Annotated in this window: 23 protein-coding genes; 19 read left to right on the top strand and 4 right to left on the bottom strand. The window is 72.3% G+C overall.

The annotated features are described in order from the left end of the window. The first annotated feature begins 165 nt into the window (after positions 1 to 165). Both rplQ and truA read left to right on the top strand, forming a co-directional pair. On the top strand, positions 166 to 633 hold the full coding sequence (gene rplQ / locus ACFWWU_RS24335; protein ID WP_384147937.1) for a 50S ribosomal protein L17: 468 nt from the start codon (positions 166 to 168) through the stop codon (positions 631 to 633). A gap of 92 nt (positions 634 to 725) precedes the next feature. After that, entirely contained in the window at positions 726 to 1,583 is an 858-nt protein-coding gene (truA, locus tag ACFWWU_RS24330) for a tRNA pseudouridine(38-40) synthase TruA (RefSeq protein ID WP_384147936.1), read from the top strand. On the opposite strand, the gene ACFWWU_RS24325 is transcribed toward truA, so the two are convergent. Further along, positions 1,554 to 2,549 (bottom strand): hypothetical protein, encoded by a 996-nt coding sequence (locus tag ACFWWU_RS24325; protein ID WP_384147935.1) that lies wholly within the window; start codon positions 2,547 to 2,549, stop codon positions 1,554 to 1,556. The two genes, truA and ACFWWU_RS24325, sit on opposite strands and share 30 nt — an antisense overlap. A 56-nt stretch (positions 2,550 to 2,605) precedes the next feature. Between ACFWWU_RS24325 and ACFWWU_RS24320 the strand changes: the two genes are divergently transcribed. The 4 genes from ACFWWU_RS24320 to glmM all read left to right on the top strand — a co-directional run bounded on the left by ACFWWU_RS24320 (position 2,606) and on the right by glmM (position 6,956). Beyond that, positions 2,606 to 4,228 carry an ABC-F family ATP-binding cassette domain-containing protein gene (locus ACFWWU_RS24320; RefSeq protein WP_384147934.1) on the top strand — a complete coding sequence of 541 codons (1,623 nt, stop codon included), beginning with the start codon at positions 2,606 to 2,608 and terminating at the stop codon, positions 4,226 to 4,228. Positions 4,229 to 4,454: 226 nt separating this feature from the next. After that, positions 4,455 to 4,898, top strand: coding sequence for a 50S ribosomal protein L13 (gene rplM / locus ACFWWU_RS24315; protein ID WP_024755428.1), 444 nt, complete (start codon positions 4,455 to 4,457; stop codon positions 4,896 to 4,898). A gap of 44 nt (positions 4,899 to 4,942) precedes the next feature. Then, the gene (gene rpsI / locus ACFWWU_RS24310; RefSeq protein ID WP_015035601.1) at positions 4,943 to 5,455 is read left to right on the top strand and encodes a 30S ribosomal protein S9; all 513 of its coding nucleotides are present in this window, start codon (positions 4,943 to 4,945) and stop codon (positions 5,453 to 5,455) included. A gap of 142 nt (positions 5,456 to 5,597) precedes the next feature. Further along, positions 5,598 to 6,956 carry a phosphoglucosamine mutase gene (glmM, locus tag ACFWWU_RS24305; protein ID WP_384147933.1) on the top strand — a complete coding sequence of 453 codons (1,359 nt, stop codon included), beginning with the start codon at positions 5,598 to 5,600 and terminating at the stop codon, positions 6,954 to 6,956. A gap of 103 nt (positions 6,957 to 7,059) precedes the next feature. Here the strand turns inward: glmM and ACFWWU_RS24300 are convergent, their stop codons facing one another. After that, a complete protein-coding gene (locus tag ACFWWU_RS24300; RefSeq protein ID WP_384147932.1) occupies positions 7,060 to 8,019 on the bottom strand; it encodes a DUF389 domain-containing protein in 960 nt (319 codons plus the stop codon). A gap of 34 nt (positions 8,020 to 8,053) precedes the next feature. After that, on the bottom strand, positions 8,054 to 9,091 hold the full coding sequence (gene coaA / locus ACFWWU_RS24295) for a type I pantothenate kinase (RefSeq protein WP_384147931.1): 1,038 nt from the start codon (positions 9,089 to 9,091) through the stop codon (positions 8,054 to 8,056). A gap of 240 nt (positions 9,092 to 9,331) precedes the next feature. Between coaA and ACFWWU_RS24290 the strand changes: the two genes are divergently transcribed. From ACFWWU_RS24290 to ACFWWU_RS24250, 9 genes are all read left to right on the top strand, one after another. Further along, entirely contained in the window at positions 9,332 to 10,093 is a 762-nt protein-coding gene (locus tag ACFWWU_RS24290; RefSeq protein WP_384147930.1) for a hypothetical protein, read from the top strand. 158 nt (positions 10,094 to 10,251) lie between these two features. Next, positions 10,252 to 12,099, top strand: coding sequence for a glutamine--fructose-6-phosphate transaminase (isomerizing) (glmS, locus tag ACFWWU_RS24285; protein ID WP_384147929.1), 1,848 nt, complete (start codon positions 10,252 to 10,254; stop codon positions 12,097 to 12,099). Between the two features lie 7 nt (positions 12,100 to 12,106). Next, the gene (locus ACFWWU_RS24280) at positions 12,107 to 12,475 is read left to right on the top strand and encodes a holo-ACP synthase (RefSeq protein WP_384147928.1); all 369 of its coding nucleotides are present in this window, start codon (positions 12,107 to 12,109) and stop codon (positions 12,473 to 12,475) included. A gap of 258 nt (positions 12,476 to 12,733) precedes the next feature. After that, positions 12,734 to 14,221 (top strand): NAD(P)H-hydrate dehydratase, encoded by a 1,488-nt coding sequence (locus tag ACFWWU_RS24275; RefSeq protein ID WP_384147927.1) that lies wholly within the window; start codon positions 12,734 to 12,736, stop codon positions 14,219 to 14,221. A 533-nt stretch (positions 14,222 to 14,754) separates the two neighbouring features. Beyond that, positions 14,755 to 15,606 (top strand): L,D-transpeptidase family protein, encoded by an 852-nt coding sequence (locus ACFWWU_RS24270; RefSeq protein ID WP_384147975.1) that lies wholly within the window; start codon positions 14,755 to 14,757, stop codon positions 15,604 to 15,606. Positions 15,607 to 15,626: 20 nt separating this feature from the next. Continuing rightward, positions 15,627 to 16,775 carry an alanine racemase gene (gene alr, locus ACFWWU_RS24265; RefSeq protein ID WP_384147926.1) on the top strand — a complete coding sequence of 383 codons (1,149 nt, stop codon included), beginning with the start codon at positions 15,627 to 15,629 and terminating at the stop codon, positions 16,773 to 16,775. A 9-nt stretch (positions 16,776 to 16,784) separates the two neighbouring features. Next, a complete protein-coding gene (locus tag ACFWWU_RS24260) occupies positions 16,785 to 17,969 on the top strand; it encodes an alpha/beta fold hydrolase (RefSeq protein ID WP_384147925.1) in 1,185 nt (394 codons plus the stop codon). A 10-nt stretch (positions 17,970 to 17,979) separates the two neighbouring features. After that, positions 17,980 to 18,480, top strand: coding sequence for a tRNA (adenosine(37)-N6)-threonylcarbamoyltransferase complex ATPase subunit type 1 TsaE (tsaE, locus tag ACFWWU_RS24255; protein ID WP_317598447.1), 501 nt, complete (start codon positions 17,980 to 17,982; stop codon positions 18,478 to 18,480). A 145-nt stretch (positions 18,481 to 18,625) separates the two neighbouring features. Then, positions 18,626 to 18,799, top strand: a complete 174-nt coding sequence (locus tag ACFWWU_RS24250; protein WP_384147924.1) for a hypothetical protein — start codon at positions 18,626 to 18,628, stop codon at positions 18,797 to 18,799. Positions 18,800 to 18,905: 106 nt separating this feature from the next. Here the strand turns inward: ACFWWU_RS24250 and ACFWWU_RS24245 are convergent, their stop codons facing one another. After that, positions 18,906 to 19,472: a hypothetical protein gene (locus ACFWWU_RS24245; RefSeq protein ID WP_384147923.1), complete on the bottom strand. Its 567-nt coding sequence runs from the start codon at positions 19,470 to 19,472 to the stop codon at positions 18,906 to 18,908. Between the two features lie 147 nt (positions 19,473 to 19,619). Between ACFWWU_RS24245 and tsaB the strand changes: the two genes are divergently transcribed. From tsaB to ACFWWU_RS24225, 4 genes are read left to right on the top strand one after another with little or no spacing between them, the layout of a single operon-like run. Continuing rightward, complete coding sequence (tsaB, locus tag ACFWWU_RS24240) at positions 19,620 to 20,276, top strand: tRNA (adenosine(37)-N6)-threonylcarbamoyltransferase complex dimerization subunit type 1 TsaB (protein ID WP_384147922.1); 657 nt, start codon at positions 19,620 to 19,622, stop codon at positions 20,274 to 20,276. A gap of 23 nt (positions 20,277 to 20,299) precedes the next feature. Further along, positions 20,300 to 20,770, top strand: coding sequence for a ribosomal protein S18-alanine N-acetyltransferase (gene rimI / locus ACFWWU_RS24235; protein ID WP_317602012.1), 471 nt, complete (start codon positions 20,300 to 20,302; stop codon positions 20,768 to 20,770). Next, complete coding sequence (tsaD, locus tag ACFWWU_RS24230; protein ID WP_384147921.1) at positions 20,760 to 21,878, top strand: tRNA (adenosine(37)-N6)-threonylcarbamoyltransferase complex transferase subunit TsaD; 1,119 nt, start codon at positions 20,760 to 20,762, stop codon at positions 21,876 to 21,878. The genes rimI and tsaD overlap by 11 nt, the downstream gene beginning before the upstream one ends. After that, on the top strand, positions 21,875 to 22,135 hold the full coding sequence (locus ACFWWU_RS24225; protein ID WP_384147920.1) for a hypothetical protein: 261 nt from the start codon (positions 21,875 to 21,877) through the stop codon (positions 22,133 to 22,135). The genes tsaD and ACFWWU_RS24225 overlap by 4 nt, the downstream gene beginning before the upstream one ends. Positions 22,136 to 22,157 lie beyond the last annotated feature (22 nt).

Genomic DNA, 22,157 nt, shown 5'->3' with positions numbered 1-22,157 from the left:
CCTCACGGTCCGTACCTGGGCGCGGGAGCGCTGTGCTTGATCGCGCAGTTCCTCGCGCCCCCTTCCAGGCCCCTTCGGGGGCCTGGATCTCCGACGGGTGACCGCCCGCTCGGATACTGACCCCGGTACCTGATACGGCCGGGGCAGACACCAAGGAGAAACACCATGCCGCGTCCCGCCAAGGGTGCACGTCTCGGTGGCAGCGCCGCTCACGAGCGTCTGCTGCTCGCCAACCTGGCGAAGTCCCTCTTCGAGCACGGCCGCATCACGACGACCGAGGCCAAGGCCCGTCGCCTGCGCCCCGTCGCCGAGCGCCTGATCTCCAAGGCGAAGAAGGGCGACATCCACAACCGTCGCCTGGTGCTGCAGACGATCACCGACAAGGGCATCGTCCACACCCTCTTCACCGAGATCGCCCCGCGTTACTCGGAGCGTCCGGGTGGTTACACCCGTATCACCAAGATCGGCAACCGTCGTGGCGACAACGCCCCGATGGCCGTGATCGAGCTGGTCGAGGGCGAGATCGCCAAGAAGGCGACCGTCGCCGAGGCCGAGGCCGCCACCGTGCGCGCCGTCAAGGAGGCCGACGAGGCCGCCGTTGAGGCTCCGGCCGAGGAGTCGAAGGACGCGTAAGCGTTTCGACGAGTTTCTCGTGTGCGGGCCCGTACCCCCTGGGGGTGCGGGCCCGTTCCCGTGTGTTTGATGGTTCGAGAGGATTGTTCCGCGTGAGCGATGACGTGCAGGACGGGTTCGTACGGGTACGCCTTGACCTTTCGTACGACGGCAAGGAGTTCTCCGGCTGGGCCAAGCAGCCCCAGGGGCGGCGCACCGTGCAGGGCGAGATCGAGGCCGCGCTGCGGACCGTGACGCGCTCCACGGAGACGTACGAGCTGACCGTCGCCGGCCGGACCGACTCCGGGGTCCACGCGCGCGGCCAGGTCGCCCACGTCGACCTGCCCGTCGAGCTGTGGGAGGAGCACCGGGACAAGCTGCTCAGGCGGCTCGCGGGGCGGCTCTCCCATGACGTACGGGTGTGGAAGGTCGAAGAGGCCCCCGCCGGCTTCAACGCCCGTTTCTCGGCGATCTGGCGCCGCTACGCCTACCGCGTCACCGACAACCCCGGGGGCGTCGACCCGCTCCGGCGCGGGCACGTCCTGTGGCACGACTGGGCCCTCGACATGGACGCCATGAACGAGGCCGCGACCGCGCTCGTCGGCGAGCACGACTTCGCCGCGTACTGCAAGAAGCGCGAAGGGGCCACGACCATCCGGACCCTTCAGGTGCTGAGGTGGGAGCGGCGGCCCGACGGCATCCTCGAAGCGACCGTGAAGGCGGACGCCTTCTGCCACAACATGGTCCGCTCGCTCGTCGGCGCCATGCTCTTCGTCGGCGACGGGCACCGGCCGGTCGACTGGCCCGGGAAGGTGCTCGCCGCCGGCGTGCGGGACTCGGCCGTCCACGTCGTACGGCCGCACGGCCTCACCCTCGAAGAGGTCGGCTACCCGGAGGACGCGCTGCTCGCCGCCCGCAGCAAGGAGGCGCGCAACAAGCGGTCACTCCCCGGGAGCGTTGGCTGCTGCTGAGGCCTGCGCCCGGCCGCGGGCGTAGATCTGGTTGAAGACGAAGGTGCCGAGGTCGTCGCTGGCCTGGAAGACCGGCTTGTCGGCCTTGGTGACCTTCTTGCCGTTGGCGAAGCCCGCCTGCGTGAAGTAGGCGTAGCGGCCGGCCGAGTTCGAGCGGCGCAGGCAGACCGTGGCGCGGCAGAACTCCTTCACGCCGGCGCCCGCGAGCGGCGCGATGCCGCCGCTGGCCTGGGCCTTCGCCTTGAGGGCCGCCGCCTCGGAGGGGAAGACGGCCACGCCGACGGTGATCGCCACGCCGTCCTTCACGTAGGTGGCGCGCAGGACCTTCTGGCAGCCGTTCTTCTTGAGGACCGTGCCGAGGCCGCCCTGGGTGACGGACGCGCAGTTCGTCGTGGCGGAGGTGGCGCCCTTCTTGTACGGGCGGCCGTTCATCGTCATCTTCTTGCCCGGGAAGAGGCCGTCCACGGTGAGCGGGGCCTTGTCCTTCTTCGGGTCCGAGATGTAGTCCTTCGGGTTCGGCGGGGGCGGCGGCGCCACCGAGGAGAACGTCGGCTCGGGCGTGGGGGAGCCGGTGGGGGAGGCCGAGGTGGTGGGGATCCCGCCGTTCTTCGACTCGTCGTTCGTCTTGTTCGTGGACACGACGGCGGTGGCGACGATCGCGCCCACGGCGAGGGTCGCCACCGCTCCGCCGCCGATCAGCACCCAGCGCTTGCGGCGGTTGCGGCTGGCCGAGGCGTCGGCGAGGGCGCCCCAGTCAGGGGTGGGCCCGCCGCCCTGCGCCCCCGGGAAGGGGTTCGGCTGCTGCTGTCCCTGGCCCTGCTGCCCGCCGTACGGCTGCTGCCCGCCGTAGCCGGGCTGCTGCCCGTACTCCGGCTGCTGCCCGTACCCCGGCTGCTGTCCGTGGCCCTGCTGTCCCTGCCCCTGCTGCTGCGGCTCCTGTGGCCACTGCGGTCCCCCAAAGCTCATGCCGCGCATCCTAAACCGGTTGGGCGAAGGGGACGCGTGCGGCGACAATGCACCCCATGGGACATGTCGAGGCCGCACATCTTGAGTACTACCTTCCCGACGGGCGGGTCCTGCTCGGGGACGCCTCCTTCCGGGTCGGGGAGGGCGCGGTCGTCGCCCTCGTCGGGGCCAACGGCGCCGGCAAGACCACACTGCTCCGGCTGATCTCCGGGGAGCTCCAGCCGCACGGCGGCTCGGTCACCGTCAGCGGCGGCCTGGGCGTCATGCCTCAGTTCGTCGGCTCCGTACGGGACGCGTCCACCGTCCGCGACCTGCTGGTCTCGGTGGCGCAGCCGCGGATCCGGGAGGCCGCGAAGGCGGTCGACGCGGCCGAGCACCTGATCATGACGGTCGACGACGAGGCCGCGCAGATGTCGTACGCGCAGGCCCTCAGCGACTGGGCCGAGGTGCAGGGGTACGAGGCGGAGACCCTCTGGGACATGTGCACCATGGCGGCGCTCGGCGTCCCGTACGAGAAGGCGCAGTTCCGGGAGGTGCGGACGCTCTCCGGCGGTGAGCAGAAGCGGCTGGTCCTGGAGTACCTGCTGCGCGGCCCCGACGAGGTGCTGCTCCTGGACGAGCCGGACAACTACCTCGACGTGCCCGGCAAGCGGTGGCTGGAGGAGCGGCTGCGGGAGACCCGTAAGACCGTGCTCTTCATCTCCCACGACCGGGAGCTGCTCTCCCGGGGCGCCCAGAAGATCGTCGCGGTCGAGCCCGGTCCGGCCGGCTCGGACGTGTGGGTGCACGGCGGTGGCTTCGACACCTTCCACGAGGCCCGGCGCGAGCGGTTCGCCCGCTTCGAGGAGCTGAAGCGGCGCTGGGACGAGAAGCACGCCCAGCTGAAGAAGCTCGTGCTCAACCTGCGGCAGGCGGCGTCGGTCAGCCACGACATGGCCTCGCGGTACGCGGCGGCGCAGACGCGGCTGCGGAAGTTCGAGGAGGCGGGGCCGCCTCCGGAGCCGCCGCGCGAGCAGGACATCCGGATGCGGCTGCGCGGCGGCCGGACCGGCGTGCGGGCCGTGACCGTCGAGAACCTCGAGCTGACCGGTCTCATGAAGCCGTTCTCGCTGGAGATCTTCTACGGGGAGCGGGTCGCGGTCCTCGGGTCGAACGGCTCCGGGAAGTCGCACTTCCTGCGGCTGCTCGCGGGGGACCAGACGGTCGCCCACACGGGCGACTGGAAGCTGGGCGCGCGGGTCGTGCCCGGGCACTTCGCGCAGACCCACGCGCACCCGGAGCTGACCGGGCGGCCGCTCGTCGACATCCTGTGGACCGAGCACGCCAAGGACCGGGGCGCGGCGATGTCGATGCTGCGGCGGTACGAGCTGGAGCGCCAGGGCGACCAGCCCTTCGACAAGCTCTCCGGAGGGCAGCAGGCCCGGTTCCAGATCCTGCTCCTGGAGCTGGCGGGGACGACGGCGCTGCTCCTCGACGAGCCGACGGACAACCTGGACCTGGAGTCGGCCGAGGCGCTCCAGGACGGCCTGGAGTCGTACGACGGGACCGTGATGGCGGTCACGCACGACCGGTGGTTCGCGAAGAGCTTCGACCGGTTCCTGGTGTTCGGCTCCGACGGCGTGGTGCGCGAGACGACCGAGCCGGTGTGGGACGAGCGGCGGGTCGAGCGGGCGCGCTGACCTGGGGTCTCGCGGCGTTTTGACCCTTCGGGGGTGGCGCGGGTACTGTTGCGGTTTGTTATGCGTATTGGCTTCGTCGTTCTCACGCGAAGGGCCGTTACGCAGGTTCCCTGGAGCAGTTACCAGTGGCTCGCATACGGGCATGGTCCCGGCAGTGCAAGCCCCAGCTGCATGATCGCTTCAGGTGTGTCTGGACTCCATCCACTGAAGAAGCGAAGGCTACGAAGTGCGTACGTACAGCCCCAAGCCCGGCGATGTCACTCGCCAGTGGCACATCATCGACGCGCAGGACATCGTCCTGGGCCGTCTGGCGACCACGGCTGCGAACCTCCTCCGAGGCAAGCACAAGCCCGTCTACGCCCCCCACATGGACATGGGCGACTTCGTCATCATCATCAACGCTGACAAGGTCCACCTGTCCGGCAACAAGAAGACCCAGAAGCTGGCCTACCGCCACTCCGGCTTCCCGGGTGGTCTCCGCTCCGTCCGTTACGACGAGCTGCTGGAGAAGAACCCCGAGAAGGCCGTCGAGAAGGCCATCAAGGGCATGATCCCCAAGAACACCCTGGGCCGTCAGATGCTCTCGAAGCTGAAGGTCTACGCGGGTCCGAACCACCCGCACGCTGCGCAGCAGCCGGTTGCGTTCGAGATCACCCAGGTCGCGCAGTAGTTCCGGCCACACCCCCTAAGAACGAAAGAAATCTGAGGAGAATCGTGGCCGAGACCACCCCCGAGACCCCCGTCGACGAGTTCGAGGGCGTTGAGGAGTACACCACTGAGACCGAGCTCGTCGAGGGTGAGTACACCTCCGAGTCGCTCGCGTCCCGCTTCGGCGACCCGCAGCCGGCCGCCGGCCTGGGCCGTCGCAAGAACGCCATCGCCCGCGTCCGGATCGTTCCGGGCACCGGCAAGTGGAAGATCAACGGTCGCACCCTTGAGGACTACTTCCCCAACAAGGTGCACCAGCAGGAAGTCAACGAGCCCTTCAAGGTGCTCGAGCTCGACAACCGCTACGACGTCATCGCCCGCATCGCGGGTGGCGGTGTCTCCGGCCAGGCCGGCGCCCTGCGCCTCGGTGTGGCCCGTGCGCTGAACGAGGCGGACGTCGAGAACAACCGCCCGGCGCTGAAGAAGGCCGGCTTCCTCTCCCGCGACGACCGTGCGGTCGAGCGCAAGAAGGCCGGTCTCAAGAAGGCCCGTAAGGCCCCGCAGTACAGCAAGCGTTAATCACGCCTGCTCGGACTGTTTTCGTACGCCCCGGCGGCACTGCCCGTGCCGTCGGGGCGTACGTTTTTTCATAACCTTTTCCACCTTTACCTTCACCTTCATCTTTCATCGGCTTGGGCACGTATTTTCTCGGAGGACAGCTGTGGGACGACTCTTCGGCACGGACGGCGTTCGCGGTGTCGCCAATGCGGACCTGACGGCGGAGCTTGCGCTCGGTCTCTCGGTCGCGGCGGCGCACGTGCTGGCCGAAGCGGGCACCTTCGAAGGCCATCGGCCGACCGCCGTGGTCGGACGGGACCCGCGTGCGTCGGGAGAGTTCCTGGAAGCGGCCGTCGTGGCGGGTCTCGCCAGCGCCGGTGTCGACGTGCTGCGCGTCGGCGTCCTCCCCACCCCCGCCGTGGCCCACCTCACCGGTGTCCTCGGCGCCGACCTCGGCGTGATGCTCTCCGCCAGCCACAACGCGATGCCCGACAACGGCATCAAGTTCTTCGCCCGCGGCGGCCACAAGCTCGCCGACGACCTCGAGGACCGCATCGAGTCCGTGTACGAGGAGCACCGCACCGGCGCTCCCTGGGCGCGCCCGACCGGTGCCGGCGTCGGCCGGGTCCGCGACTACGACGAGGGCTTCGAGACGTACGTCTCCCACCTCCTCGCGGTCCTCCCCAACCGTCTCGACGGTCTCAAGGTCGTCCTCGACGAGGCCCACGGCGCCGCCTCCCACGTCTCGCCCGAGGCCTTCACCCGGGCCGGCGCCCAGGTCGTCACCATCGGCGCCGAGCCGGACGGCCTCAACATCAACGACGGCTGCGGCTCCACGCACCTGGGGCTCCTCCGCGCCGCCGTCGTCGAGCACGGCGCCGACCTCGGCATCGCGCACGACGGCGACGCCGACCGCTGCCTCGCCGTGGACGCCGCGGGCAACGAGGTCGACGGCGACCAGATCCTCGCCGTGCTCGCCCTCGCCATGCGCGAGGCCGGCACGCTGCGCGGCGACACCGTCGTCGCGACCGTCATGTCCAACCTGGGCTTCAAGCTCGCCATGGAGCGCGAGGGCCTGAACCTCGTCCAGACCGCGGTCGGCGACCGCTACGTCCTGGAGTCCATGAAGGAGCACGGCTACGCGCTCGGCGGCGAGCAGTCCGGGCACGTCATCGTGCTCGACCACGCCACCACCGGCGACGGCACCCTGACCGGCCTGATGCTCGCCGCCCGGATCGCCGCCACCGGCAAGTCCCTCGCGGAGCTCGTCGGCGTGATGGAGCGTCTGCCGCAGATCCTCATCAACGTCCCGGACGTCGACAGGTCCCGCGTGAAGACCTCCGGCGACCTCGCCGCCGCGGTCACCGCCGCCGAGACGGAGCTCGGCGCCACCGGCCGGGTCCTGCTGCGCCCGTCCGGCACCGAGCCGCTCGTCCGCGTCATGGTCGAGGCCGCCGACATCGAGCAGGCCCGCGCGGTCGCGCAGCGTCTGGCGGACGTCGTGAAGTCCGCGCTCGGCTAACCTTTCTGAAGCACCGTCATGCAGGAGAGGGCCCTGCCGCACCCGTGAGGGAGCGGTCAGGGCCCTTCTCGGTCTTCTCGGTCTTCCTGGTCTTCCCGGTCTCTCAGGGCTTCGGGGGCGCTTGTGCCCCACGCCGCCAGCGGCCGCGCTGGGTGTGCCACAGCAGCTTCTGCCCGTACAGGGTCAGCACTCCGGCCAGCATGATGCCGAGGAGGTTGAGCAGCAGCTGCTCGACCGAGCCCCACATCTGGCCGATCTCGCCGTAGCTGAGCGCCACCGCCGCGTTCGCGCCCGCCGGGACCGTCGTCACCGAGATCGCCACGCCCACCAGGGCACCCGACTTGGAGGACGTGAGCGAGAGCGTGCCGGCCACGCCCGCGAGCAGCGCCACGACGAAGGAGAACGGGTCCGGCTGCCAGATGAACTTGGTGTTGGGGCGATCCGCGTCCAGCTGCTCCCTGCTGAACAGACCCAGTGCGTCCATCCCCAGGCTGAAGACCGTCGTGGCCACGATCGCCGCCGCGAAGCCCACGAGCAGGGCGATCAGCGAGCGCGCCGCCAGCTTCGGGGCGCGCCGCACCACCGCCGTACAGACTCCGGCGAGCGGGCCGAACTCCGGGCCGACCGCCATCGCGCCCACGATCAGGATCGCGTTGTCGAGGACGACACCGCAGGCCGCGATCATCGTCGCCAGGATCATGAACGCGCTGTACGTGATCGAGAGCGTCGACTCCTCGTGCGTCGCGCCCGTCAGCTGCTCCCAGATCACCGCGTCCGCGGGCTCGCCCGGGGCCTCCTCCTCGGCGTCGTCGGCACGCTTGGAGAGGGAGAGGTCGATGTTGTCGACGGCGATCGAGCCGTCCTGGTCGATCCTCAGCTCCCGCAGCCCGCCGATGAGTTCGTCACCGGCCTCGCGGGCCACGTCGCACATGACCACGTCGCCGGCCGGGTCACGGGCCGCGCCCGGCAGCACCACCAGGTGCGTGGTGCCGACCGTCGACGCGATCAGTTTGACGGCGGCCGGGGTACGGCCGGGCGGAACGATCATCCGGAGGTGCAGCATGGGGAGAGCTTACGGAGATCGGAGCTTGCGGGGATCAGAGCTTGCGGAGGCTCAGCCGCTGCACCTTGTGGTCGGGCCCCTTGCGGACGACGAGGGTCGCCCGGCCGCGCGTCGGAGCCACGTTCTCCAGGAGGTTGACCTTGTTGATGGTCCGCCACATCGTGCGGGCGTACTCGAGGGCCTCCTCCTCGGAGACCTGCGTGTACCGCTGGAAGTACGAGGAGGGGTTCTGGAACGCGGTGTCGCGCAGCTTGCGGAAGCGGTTGAGGTACCAGCGCTCGATGTCCTCCGGCCGCGCGTCCACGTACACCGAGAAGTCGAAGTAGTCGGCGAGACCGACGCGGGTGCGGCCGTCCTGGCCGGGCAGGGCCGGCTGGAGGACGTTCAGCCCCTCCACGATGAGGATGTCGGGGCGGCGGACGACGAGCCGCTCGCCGGGCACGCGGTCGTAGATCAGGTGCGAGTAGACCGGGGCCGTGACCTCCTCCTTGCCCGCCTTGATGTCCGCGACGAACCGGGTGAGCGCCCGGCGGTCGTACGACTCGGGGAAGCCCTTGCGGGCCATGAGACCGCGCGCCTTCAGCTCCTCCATCGGGTAGAGGAAGGCGTCCGTGGTCACCAGCTCCACGCGCGGGTGCTCCGGCCAGCGGGCCAGGAGGGCCTGGAGGAGCCGGGAGACCGTCGACTTGCCGACGGCGACCGAACCGGCGACCCCTATGACGAACGGCGTGCCGCGCTGCTCCGCGCTCTCGCCGAGGAAGGTGTTGAGGGCGCCGCGGAGGCCGCTGGTGGCCTGCACGTAGAGGTTGAGCAGCCGGGAGAGCGGCAGGTAGACGTCGCGGACCTCGTCGAGGTCGATGACGTCCCCGAGGCCGCGGAGCCGCTCGACCTCGTCGGCGCTGAGGGGGAGGGGGGTCTTGTCTCGGAGGTCGCTCCACTCGGCTCGGGTGAGGTCGACGTACGGGGTCGTCTCGGACGGGCGGCGGTGGCCGGTGCCGTTCCGGGGGCTGCCGGTCCCTGCGCCATCGCGGGGACCTTCTCCGTTGGCGCTTCGTGGCGGCGAAGTGATCACCCCGCCATTGTCGTGGGTCGGCGGCGTCCGTGGGCCGTGGGGTCGGTCACGCGACAAAAGCCTTTGTCCGGCCATGACCCCAGGGCGATCATGCTCATGCCGCGTGTCCGCGTGTCCTCGTGTCCTCGTGTCCTTGTGTCCTTGGGATCTCACGCGGGGGGGAGCCGTCGCCGGGCGGCGCGAAGAGACCACGAAGAGACCACGAAGAGAAGCAGAGGGTCACCACCGATGCGTACGTCCATGAGAAGTGCCGCCGTCGCCGCCACCGCCGTCTCCCTCGCGCTGCTCGTCACCGCCTGCGGTGGCGGGGAGAAGAGCGGCGACCAGGGCAAGGGCAGCGGCAAGGAGGCTGCTCCCAGTGCCTCCGCCTCCGCCACGAGCGGCGCACCCGCCAAGGCGCTGTCCGCCGCCGAGCTGGAGAAGCTCATCGTCGAGCAGGCCGACCTGCCGGGCCACCAGGTGCAGAAGGCCAAGGCCGGGGAGATCGCCCTGGCCTCCGCGGTCTCCGCCGACAAGCCGTCCTGTACGCCGCTCGCCCACGCCATGTCGTACATCGCCACCGGGAAGCCGGCGGCGTCCGCGCAGCGCAAGGCCATCGAGGTGCCGAAGACCGAAGGGGCGTCGGCCTCGCCGGAGGACGCCCTGGGCGCGCTCGCGGCACCGGTGACGGGCGTGGCCCTCGGCTCGTACGACGGGCAGGGCGCCCAGGAGGCCTTCGCCTCGCTGAAGACGGCCGGTACGGAGTGCGCGGGCGGCTTCACGCTGATCGGCGGCGGCGAGCGGACGAAGATCTCCAAGCTCGCGCCGGAGACGCTGACCGCGGGGGAGGAGTCGCTCGCCTGGACGGTCACCACCGACGTGGACGGCAAGCCCTGGGTCACCAAGCTGGTCGCCTTCCGCCAGGGCAACACCCTGGCCTCGTTCTCCACGCTCAGCTTCGGCGGCACGGCCAAGGCCCTGCCGAAGGCCATCATCGACGCGCAGGCCGCCAAGCTCGGCTGACGTCACCCCGGGGGGGGCCTGGTGCGGCGGCCGCCGACGCGCAGGCCCGGGTGCGGCGGCGGTCGACGCGCAGGCCCTGGTGCGGCGGCTGTCGACGCGCAGCCGCCGCACCCGGCCGAGTCCTGCTTTCCAGGCCCCTTCCGCCCTAGGCTTCCGACATGTGCGGAATCGTGGGATACGCTGGCGGGCAGTCGGCTCTTGACGTGGTGGTCGCCGGCCTGAAGCGGCTCGAATACCGGGGCTACGACTCGGCCGGTGTCGCGGTGCTCTCCGACGGGGGACTCGCCGCGGCCAAGAAGGCGGGCAAGCTCGTCAACCTGGAGAAGGAGCTCAAGGACCGGCCGCTGGCCGGCGGCTCCGTGGGCATCGGGCACACCCGGTGGGCCACCCACGGCGGGCCGACCGACGTCAACGCGCACCCGCACCTGGACAACGCCGGGCGCGTCGCCGTCGTCCACAACGGCATCATCGAGAACTTCGCCGCCCTGCGAGCCGAGCTCGCCGAGCGCGGCCACGACCTGGCGTCCGAGACCGACACCGAGGTCGTCGCCCACCTCCTCGCCGAGGAGTTCTCCTCCGCCGTCGACCTGGCGGAGGCCATGCGGCTCGTCTGCCGCCGGCTCGACGGGGCCTTCACCCTGGTCGCCGTCCACGCCGACCAGCCCGACGTGGTCGTCGGCGCCCGCCGGAACTCGCCGCTCGTCGTCGGCGTCGGCGAGGGCGAGAACTTCCTCGCCTCCGACGTGTCCGCCTTCATCGCCCACACCCGCTCGGCGATCGAACTCGGCCAGGACCAGGTCGTCGAGCTCACCCGGGACGGCGTCACCGTCACCGACTTCGACGGGGCGCCCGCCGACGTACGCGCCTACCACGTCGACTGGGACGCCTCCGCCGCCGAGAAGGGCGGCTACGACTACTTCATGCTCAAGGAGATCGCCGAGCAGCCCAAGGCCGTCGCCGACACCCTCCTCGGGCGGATCGACGGGGCCGGCCGGCTCACCCTCGACGAGGTACGCATCCCCGACGCCGTGCTCCGCGAGGCCGACAAGGTCGTCATCATCGCCTGCGGCACCGCCTTCCACGCCGGCCTCATCGCCAAGTACGCCATCGAACACTGGACCCGCATCCCCTGCGAGGTCGAGCTCGCCAGCGAGTTCCGCTACCGGGATCCGATCCTCGGACAGAAGACCCTGGTCATCGCGATCTCGCAGTCCGGCGAGACCATGGACACCCTGATGGCGCTCCGGCACGCCCGCGAGCAGGGCGCGAAGGTGCTCGCCGTCTGCAATACGAACGGGTCGACGATCCCCAGGGAATCGGACGCCGTCCTCTACACCCACGCCGGGCCCGAGGTCGCCGTCGCCTCGACGAAGGCGTTCCTGACGCAGCTCGTCGCCTGCTATCTGCTGGCGCTGTATCTCGGTCAGGTGCGCGGTACCAAGTGGGGCGACGAGATCCGCGCCGTGGTGCGTGAGCTCGCGCGGATCGGCGACGAGGTCGAGCGGGTGCTCGAGACCATGGAGCCGGTACGGGCTCTCGCCAGGTCCCTGGCCCACAAGAACACCGTCCTCTTCCTCGGGCGACACGTCGGCTACCCGGTGGCCCTGGAGGGCGCGCTGAAGCTCAAGGAGCTCGCGTACATGCACGCCGAGGGCTTCGCCGCCGGAGAGCTCAAGCACGGGCCGATCGCGCTCATCGAGGAGGACCTGCCGGTCGTCGTCGTGGTGCCCTCGCCCAAGGGCCGCTCCGTCCTCCACGACAAGATCGTCTCCAACATCCAGGAGATCCGGGCCCGCGGTGCGCGGACCATCGTGATCGCCGAGGAGGGCGACGAGGAGGTCGTCCCGTACGCCGACCACCTCATCCGGATCCCCGCGACGCCTACGCTGCTCCAGCCGCTGGTCTCCACGGTGCCGCTCCAGGTCTTCGCCTGCGAGCTCGCCACCGCGCGGGGCAACGAGGTCGACCAGCCGCGCAACCTGGCCAAGTCGGTGACCGTGGAGTGAGTGGGAAATGATCATTGGGGTGGGGATCGACGTGGCGGAGATCGACCGCTTCGCCGCGTCGATCGAGCGCACACCGGGGCTGCTCCAGCGCCTCTTCGTCGAGCGGGAGCTGCTGCTCCCCAGCGGCGAACGGCGCGGGGTGGCCTCGCTCGCGGTGCGGTTCGCCGCGAAGGAGGCGCTGGCGAAGGCGCTCGGCGCGCCGGGCGGGCTGCACTGGACGGACGCCGAGGTGTACGTCGAGGGCACCGGGCAGCCGCGGCTGCGGGTGCGCGGGACGGTGGCGGCGCGGGCGGCGGAGCTGGGCGTGAAGCACTGGCACGTCTCGCTGAGCCACGACGCGGGGGTGGCCTCGGCGGTGGTGATCGCCGAGGCGTGACGCTTTCGGGATGTACGAGCCCGGGGCCCGGCCGTTTCCACGGTCGGGCCCCGGGCCGTGTGGCGCGCGACTGCCAGGGCCGGCGTCAGGTTGCGTGTGCCGCGCGCGTCCAGGGGGTGGTGTCGTGCCGTGTTAGGTAAGGCAAGCCTAAGTTGAGCGCTGAAGGGGCGTCAACCCTCGCTTTCGGACGGGTGCTTGGGCGATGAGGCGCCTGGGCGCTCCGGGCGAGGGGGAGCGGACTGCGGCAGACTGCTGGGCATGCGTACCGCTCACCGCGTGGAGACCGTCCGGGCCGCCGAGGCCGCACTCAAGGCCCGCCTCCCGGAAGGCGCCCTGATGCAGCGGGCCGCCGCCGGACTCGCCGCCGCCTGCGCCGGGTTGCTGCCCCGGGTGTACGGGGCGAGGGTCGTGCTGCTCGTCGGCAGCGGCGACAACGGCGGCGACGCCCTGTACGCCGGCGCCCGGCTCGCCCGGCGGGGCGCCGGCGTCACGGCCGTACTGCTCGGGGAGCGCGCCCACGAGGGCGGGCTCGCGGCGCTCCGGGCGGCGGGCGGGCGGATCGCCGACGACCCCTTCGAGGCGCTCGCCGTCGCCGACCTCGTCCTCGACGGCATCACCGGCATCGGGGGGCAGGGCGGGCTCCGGCCCGACGCCGTCCCCGTCGCCCGCGCCGCGCGCGGCTCCGACGCGGTCGTCGTCGCCGTCGACCTGCCGAGCGGCGTCGACGCCGACACGGGCGAGGTGACGGGGGAGGCGCTGCGGGCCGACGTGACGGTGACCTTCGGGACGTACAAGCCCGGGCTGCTCGTCGACCCGGCGCGGGAGTACGCCGGGGCGCTGCGGATCGTCGACATCGGGCTCGGCCCCCACCTCCCCGGGGTGCCGGAGATGGAGGCCCTCCAGCACGGGGACGTCGCACGGCTGCTGCCCGTGCCGGGCGCCGAGAGCGACAAGTACCGGCGCGGGGTCCTCGGCGTCGTCGCCGGCTCCGCCCGCTACCCGGGCGCGGCGGTCCTCGCGGTGGCGGGGGCGCTGCGCGGCGGGGCGGGGGCCGTGCGGTACGTCGGGGCCGCGGGGGACGCGGTGCTCGCGCGGCACCCGGAGACGCTGGTGCACTCCGGGCGGCCGGAGAAGGCCGGGCGGGTGCAGGCCTGGGTCGTCGGGCCCGGGCTCGGCGAGGGGCCCGGGCCCGTCGTCGCGGTCGCCGAGGTCCTCGCCTCCGACGTGCCGGTCCTCGTCGACGCCGACGGCCTGCGGGGCCTTGACCCGGCGGCGGTACGCGCCCGTCGCCCCGCACCGACCCTGCTCACCCCGCACGCGGGGGAGGCGGCGGCGCTGCTGGGCGTCGCCCGGGAGAAGGTCGAGGCGGGACGGCTCGCGGCGGTACGGGAGCTGGCGGAGCGGTTCGGGGCGACGGTGCTGCTCAAGGGGTCGACGACGCTGGTGTGCGGGCCGGGGGGTGAGCCCGTACGGGTGAACCCGACGGGGACGCCGTGGCTGGCGACGGCCGGGAGCGGGGACGTCCTGTCGGGGCTCGCGGGGTCGCTGCTGGCAGCGGGGCTGCCGGCGGTGGAGGCGGCGTCGGCAGCGGCGTACCTGCACGGGTTGGCGGCGCGGCGGGCCTCGGGGGGAGCGGGGGGTGGTCGGGCTCCGGGAGGTGGTGGTGCGGGGCCGGTGACGGCGGGGGAGGTGGCGGAGTCCCTGCGGGGGGCTTGGCGGGACGTGGTGGCGGCGCCGGTGTCGTAGGGGCGTTCTTTCCCCCACCCCGCCCCTTCCCGAAACCCTGCCGGGGGCTGGTTGGGGGTGGGGTAGTTGTTTCCCGGGGGCTGCGCCCCCGGACCCCCGCTGAGGGCGCGCCCGCTGCGCGGCGCGGTGCGGGGGGCTGTGGTCCCGGGCTGGGGCGGCTGCTTCGTGGCGCGGTGTGTGGGGTTGTGGTTGCGGGCTGGGGTGCCTGCTTCGTGGCGTGGTGTGTGGGGTTGTGGTCCCGGGCCGGCGCGCCCGCTGCGCGGCACGCCGACCCGGTGGGCGGCTTCTGCTCCGGCGGCGGCCACTCGGGCGAACCCGTTGCCCCGGCCGTGGGATCCGGCGCGCTGGGAGCGCGGGGCGGGGATTGGGTGGGTGGGGTGATCAGTTGGAGAAGCCGTACCGCGCCGCTGTTGTTCGCCCTCGCCACCGTCCTCGCCTTCGGGCCGACGGCGGCCCTCGCCGATACGCCCGAGCCGGAGCCCGTCGCGCCCGCCGTCGATTTCCCCTCGCCCGCGCCCTCGCCCGATTCCCCCGTGCCCGCGTCCGCCGTCGATTCCCCCGCGCCCGGCGCCGTCTCGCCCGCGCCCGACGCCCCCGACGCCGAGGCGCCCCCGCCCGCCCCCGGCGCCGTCGAGCCGCTCGTGCCCGGGGTCGTCGGGGGTGGGCGGGCCGAGTATCCGATGGACACTCCCGATCAGGTGCTGCCTCCTCTGCCGTCGCAGGGGGACGTTCCCGTGCCCGCGCCGGAGGGGGACGTGGACGAGTTGGTCGAGTATCTGCCGCGGAGTGCCGTCGGGGCCGCCTGTACCGCCAGCACCGGGACCTATCAGCGGCAGGTCGAGCGGCTGCTGAAGCTGCGGGTCGACGGGAAGCAGTCGGCCGCCGACTGCAGGGCCATCAAGGCCTTTCAGGTGAAGGAGAAGATCAAGCCCGCCAACGGGTACGCCGGGCCCGTCACCTGGGCCCGGGCCGAGTTGCTCGCCGCGCGGAAGAACCTCGACCCGGGGCGGCGCTGCCCCGTCAAGAAGTACGCCGTGGCCTGCGTCGATCTGGACCGGCAGCTCATGTGGGTGCGGAAGGACAAGAAGGTGACCTTCGAGGTGGTGAACGTGCGGAGCGGGCGCGTCGGGTATGCGACACGCACCGGGTGGCACACCGTCTACTGGCGGCACAAGGACCACTGGTCGTCCATCTACGACACCCCCATGCCCTACTCCCAGTTCTTCAGCGGCGGCCAGGCCTTCCACGCCGTCTACGGGCAGATCGCCACGCCCACCGGCAGCCGGGGCTGCGTCAATCTCAGCTACGGCAACGCCGGGAAACTCTGGGACGTCCTGCGCAAGGGTGACCGGGTCTACATCTGGGGGAAGCGGCCCGGTGGCTGACACCTGAGAGACTGGGCGCGATGACTGAGACACCTCCGCCCCGCAGAGCCCGCGCCGAGATCGACCTCGGCGCGCTGCGTGCGAACGTCCGCACGCTGCGCGCCCGCGTCGCCCCCCACGTCCGGATCATGGCCGTGGTCAAGGCCGACGCGTACGGACACGGCGCCGTGCGCTGTGCCCGCGCCGCCCTCGAAGCGGGCGCGGACTGGCTCGGAACGGCCACCCCGCACGAGGCGCTCGCCCTGCGCGCCGCCGGGATCACCGACGTTCCCGTCATGTGCTGGCTCTGGACCCCCGGCGACCCCTGGGACCAGGGCATCGAGGCCGGTCTCGACATGTCCGTGAGCGGGATGTGGGCTCTGGAGGAGGTCGTCGAGGCCGCGAAGGCGACCGGGAAGCTCGCTCGTGTGCAGCTCAAGGCCGATACCGGGCTCGGGCGCAACGGCTGCCAGCCCGCCGACTGGCCCGAGCTGGTCGGTGCAGCGCTGAAGGCCGAGGCCGAAGGGCTCGTCAAGGTCACCGGGCTCTGGTCGCACCTCGCCTGCGCCGACGAGCCCCACCACCCCTCCATCGCCGCTCAGCTCGACGTGTTCCGTTCGATGCTCGCCCACGCGGAGGAGGCGGGCGTCGAGCCCGAGGTCCGGCACATCGCGAACTCGCCGGCCACCCTCACCCTGCCCGAGGCCCACTTCGACCTGGTCCGGCCCGGCATCGCCCTCTACGGCGTCTCGCCCAGCCCCGAGCTCGGCACCTCCGCCGAGCTGGGGCTCCGGCCCGTCATGTCGCTCAAGGCGAGTGTCGCGCTCGTCAAGCACGTGCCCGCCGGGCACGGGGTGAGTTACGGGCACCACTACGTCACCGGTGACGAGACCACCCTCGGTCTCGTCCCGATCGGGTACGCCGACGGTGTCCCCCGGCACGCCTCGGGCCGCGGGCCCGTCCTCGTCGGCGACACGGTCCGTACCGTCGCCGGGCGCGTCGCCATGGACCAGTTCGTCGTCGACCTGGGCGGGGACACCCCCGAGCCGGGCACCGAGGCCGTGCTCTTCGGCCCCGGCGACCGGGGCGAGCCGACCGCCGAGGACTGGGCGGTGGCCGCCGACACCATCGCGTACGAGATCGTCACCCGGATCGGCGCGCGCGTCCCGCGCGTCTACCTGGACGGATAGGGGTTCTTCGTGGGCGAGCCGAGGAGTTGGCGGCGGGCCGGGTTCGCCGGGGCCGCGATAGGGGTCCTCGCGGCGGGCGCCGCCGCCGGAGTCGCCGTCGAGCGGCTCACGGTCGGCCGCTCCGTACGCCAGAAGGCCCGGCTCGCCCTGGACGCCACCGGCCCGTACGGCAGTCTCCGCGGCACCTCCGGCCGTGCGCTCGCCGACGACTCGACCGTCCTCTACTACGAGGTCGACGAGGTGGGGGAGGCCGAGGCCGACACGTCCGGCGGTCGTCGCCGGCGGCTCTTCGGGCGCAAGGAACCCGCCCCCGTCACCGTCGTCTTCAGTCACGGCTACTGCCTCAACCAGGACTCCTGGCACTTCCAGCGGGCCGCGCTCCGCGGTCTCGTCCGCACCGTCCACTGGGACCAGCGCAGCCACGGCCGCTCCGGCCACGGCGTCGCACAGTCCGGCCCCGACGGGGTGCCCGTCACCATCGAGCAGCTGGGCCGCGACCTCAAGGCCGTCCTCGACGTCGCCGCGCCCGAGGGCCCGCTCGTCCTGGTCGGGCACTCGATGGGCGGCATGACGGTGATGGCGCTCGCCGAGCAGTACCCGGAGTTCGTGCGCGAGCGGGTCCTCGGGGTCGCCTTCGTCGGCACCTCGGCCGGGAAGCTGGGCGAGGTGACGTACGGGCTGCCGCTCGCCGGCGTCAACGCCGTCCGACGGGTCCTGCCCGGGGTGCTGCGGGCGCTCGGCTCCCAGGCGGAGCTGGTCGAGCGCGGGCGCCGGGCGACGGCGGACCTGTTCGCCGGGCTGATCAAGAAGTACTCGTTCGCGTCGAAGGACGTGGACCCGGCGGTCGCCCGCTTCGCGGAGCGGATGATCGAGTCGACCCCGATCGACGTCGTCGCGGAGTTCTACCCGGCCTTCGCCGAGCACGACAAGGCCGCAGCCCTCACCGCCTTCGCGGAGCTGGAGCTGCCGGTGCTCGCGCTCGCCGGGGACAACGACCTCGTCACCCCCAGCTCGCACACCGAGGCCATCGCCGATCTGCTGCCCGACGCGGAGCTGGTCATCGTTCCCGACGCGGGTCATCTGGTGATGCTGGAGCACCCCGAGGCCGTCACCGACCGCCTGGCCGACCTGCTCGTGCGGACCGGTGCCGTCCCGGGGCCGGTGCCGGTGAGGACGGACGCCGGCAAGAGTTAGGTTGGCCGGTATGGAAGCAGCACACCCGCCCGTCTCCGGCGCCACCCTCGCCATCGACTCCCCCGAGCAGATGGGGGACCTCGGCCGCCGGCTCGCGAAACTCCTCCGGCCCGGCGACCTCGTCATGCTCACCGGCGAGCTCGGCGCCGGGAAGACCACCCTGACCCGCGGCCTCGGCGAGGGCCTCGGCGTGCGGGGCGCGGTCACGTCCCCGACGTTCGTCATCGCCCGCGTCCATCCGTCCCTGGTCGGCGGCCCGGCCCTGGTGCACGTCGACGCGTACCGCCTCGGCGGCGGCCTCGACGAGATGGAGGACCTCGACCTGGACGTCTCGCTGCCCGAGTCCGTGGTGGTCGTGGAGTGGGGTGACGGCAAGGTCGAGGAGTTGACCGACGACCGGCTGCACGTCCTCATCCACCGGCTGACCGGCGACACCGACGACGACCGGCGCACGGTCGTGCTGCGCGGGATCGGCTCGCGCTGGGCCGACGAGGACCTCGATCTCGGCTGACGGCGGGCCTTCCGGGGCGCCGTGGCGTACGTCTGATCGTAGGAGTTTCCGACAACGTGTCGGGAAGATATTGCGTGGGCCGTACGTGCCGTGGTGACATGGATGCACGAGCTGGTTAGGTGTACCTAACCTACGGGAGGCATGCATGGCCACGCCACAGCGCGCGGAAGCGGGACACGGCCGGGATTACGTCCCGATGGGTGAGCTGCTGGCGTCCTGTGCCGCTGCGCGCGCCCTGTCCACGCCGCCGCGCCGCCCCGGGCCCGAGCAGGCCGAGGGCGGGGACCAGGACGTCGTACGGCGGGACGAAGCCGCCTAGGGGCTTTTCGGGCGGCGGAGCTTTCCGAGCGCCGAAGCTTTCGGGCGGCGGAGCGTTTTTCGGGCGCCGAAGCTTTCGGGCGCCGGAGATTTTTCGAGCGTCGGGCTCAGGCGACGACGACGACCTTCGCGCCGATCGACGCGAACGTCCACAGCGCGTCCCCGTCCGCCCGCTTCATCCGGATGCCGCCGGTCTTCTTCGACGGGTCCGGCTTCGGCGTCGAGCCGTCCACCGCCGCGCTGAAGCCGATCGCCACGTCCTGGGCCGTCGCGAACCGCACCACGTGCTCGATCTGCACCCCGTCCGAGCCGCGCACCGAGCCCGAGCGCGAGGTCACCGTGTAGGCGCCCGGCAGCGGGTCCACCGTGCTCGGCATCACCGTGAACGTCCGGGTGGCCTTGCCCTTGCCGTTCACCAGCCACACCCGGCGGTCGGCGAGCGCGTACACGACCCGCTCACCGGTACCGGAGCCCGCGGGGACCGTCAGCGGGTTCTTCGCCGGCTGCTTCGGGCCGCCGCTCGGCGAGACGGAGGGGGCGGTCGTGCCCGGCGTCTTCGGCTTCACCGACAGATCGGTGGGGGCGCTCGCCGAGGCCTGGTACGCGAGGACGCCGACCGCGACGACGGCCGCCGCGGTGAGCCCGGCCACGAATCCCGAGCTGCTCCTTGCCACCGTGCCCACCTCTCGTACGAACGTATCGAAGGGTGACGGTAGCAGCCGGTGCCCCCGGTGGTCGGGCGCCGTGCCCGGGGGCGGCCCGGGGGTGGCCCGGGTGCCTCGCCGGGGCGCCGCCCGTCCCGGGAGCCGTAGGCTGTTCGCGTGCTGTTGCTCGCCATGGATACCGCCACCCCCGCCGTCACCGTCGCCCTGCACGACGGCGAGGCCGTCGTCGCCTCGTCGAGCCAGGTCGACGCCCGCCGCCACGGGGAGCTGCTGCTGCCCGCCGTCGACCGGGTCCTCAAGGAGGCCGGCCTCGCGCTCGACGCGGTCACCGGCGTCGTCGTCGGCGTCGGCCCCGGGCCGTACACCGGCCTGCGCGTCGGTCTCGTCACGGCCGCCGCCTTCTCCTCCGCGCTCGGCGTCCCGGTGCACGGCCTGTGCACCCTCGACGGCCTCGCGTACGCCTCCGGGATCGACGAGCCCTTCGCCGTCGCGACGGACGCGCGCCGCAAGGAGGTCTACTGGGCGCGGTACGAGGACTCCCGCACCCGCGTGACCGACGCGGCCGTCGACCGGCCCGCCGAGATCGCCGAACGCCTCGCGGGCCTGCCCGTCGTCGGCGCGGGCGCCCGTCTCTACCCCGAGGCCTTCCCCGACGCCCGCGACCCCGAGCACCAGTCGGCGGCCGCGCTCGCCGCGCTCGCCGCGGAGAAGCTGGCGGCCGGCGGCGAGGGCTTCCTGGACCCGCTGCCCCTGTACCTGCGCCGCCCCGACGCGCAGGTGCCGAAGAACTACAAGGTGGTCACGCCCACGTGACCGGCGGCGTGGAACTGCGCGAGATGCGCTGGTGGGACATCGCCCCGGTGCTGGCCCTCGAGGACGAGCTGTTCCCCGAGGACGCCTGGTCGGCGGGGATGTTCTGGTCGGAGCTCGCGCACGCGCGCGGGCCGCGTGCCACCCGCCGCTACCTCGTCGCGGAGGACCCGGCGGGGCGGCTCGTCGGGTACGCGGGGCTCGCCGCGGCCGGCGGACTCGGCGACGTCCAGACGATCGCCGTCGCCCGCGACCAGTGGGGTACGGGTCTCGGCGCCCGGCTCCTCACCGATCTGCTCCACCACGCCACCGCCTTCGAGTGCGACGAGGTCCTCCTCGAAGTGCGCGTGGACAACACCCGGGCCCAGAAGCTGTACGAGCGCTTCGGCTTCGAGCCCATCGGTTTCCGGCGCGGCTACTACCAGCCCGGAAACGTGGACGCGCTCGTGATGCGACTGACCGTTCAAGGAACTGAGACTGATTCTGATGGCTGCTGACGAACCCCTCGTACTCGGCATCGAGACCTCCTGCGACGAGACCGGTGTCGGCATCGTCCACGGCACCACCCTCCTCGCCGACGCCGTGGCCTCCAGCGTCGACACCCACGCCCGCTTCGGCGGCGTCGTGCCCGAGATCGCCTCCCGCGCCCACCTGGAGGCGATGGTCCCGACGATCGAGCGCGCCCTGAAGACGGCCGGGATCTCCGCGAAGGACCTCGACGGCATCGCCGTCACGGCCGGGCCCGGCCTCGCGGGCGCGCTGCTCGTCGGCGTCTCGGCCGCCAAGGCGTACGCGTACGCCCTCGGCAAGCCGCTGTACGGCGTCAACCACCTCGCCTCGCACATCTGCGTCGACCAGCTGGAGCACGGCAAGCTGCCCGAGCCGACGATGGCCCTGCTGGTCTCCGGCGGCCACTCCTCGCTGCTGCTCTCCGCCGACATCACCTCCGACGTGCGCCCCCTGGGCGCGACCATCGACGACGCGGCCGGCGAGGCCTTCGACAAGATCGCCCGGGTCCTCGACCTCGGCTTCCCCGGCGGACCGGTCATCGACCGGCTCGCGAGGGAGGGCGACCCGAAGGCGATCGCCTTCCCGCGCGGACTGAGCGGCTCCCGGGACCCCGCGTACGACTTCTCCTTCTCCGGCCTCAAGACCGCCGTGGCCCGCTGGATCGAGGCGAAGCGGGCGGCCGGCGAGGACGTGCCCGTCCGGGACGTGGCCGCGTCCTTCCAGGAGGCGGTCGTGGACGTGCTCACCCGCAAGGCCGTCCGGGCCTGCAAGGACGAGGGCGTCGACCACCTGATGATCGGCGGCGGCGTCGCCGCCAACTCGCGGCTGCGGGCGCTCGCCCAGGAGCGCTGCGAGCGGGCCGGCATCCGGCTGCGCGTACCGCGCCCGGGGCTGTGCACGGACAACGGCGCGATGGTCGCCGCGCTCGGCTCCGAGATGGTCGCCCGCAACCGGCCGGCCTCGGACCTGGAGCTGTCGGCCGACTCGTCCCTGCCGGTGACCGATCCCCACGTGCCCGGTTCGTCTCACGGCCACTCCCACGACCACGATCACGACCACGTGCACGAGATCAGCAAGGAGAACCTGTACTCGTGAGGCTCACGCTCATGTGGGAGGCGCGGGCCGCCCAGGGCCGCGGCCGCGAGCTCCTGGAGTGGGCCAGGGCCCAGGTCCTGGCGCACGAGCCGCTGCGCCGGGAGATCTTCCGCGCCCCGCAGGACCGGGTCCTGGTCCTCACGTGGTGGGAGGCGGAGGCCTTCGACGCCGAACTGCCCGAGCTGCCCGAGCCGGAGGCGGAGCTCATCACCCGTCCGGTCCACCGCTGGCGCTTCGAAGCGGTTTCTCCCGACTGATCCCGCCCGGCGCGCAACCCCG

It is taken from the genome of Streptomyces sp. NPDC058650, from assembly GCF_042717315.1.
Taxonomy (GTDB): domain Bacteria; phylum Actinomycetota; class Actinomycetes; order Streptomycetales; family Streptomycetaceae; genus Streptomyces.
This window is presented reverse-complemented; position numbering and strand designations above follow the sequence as displayed.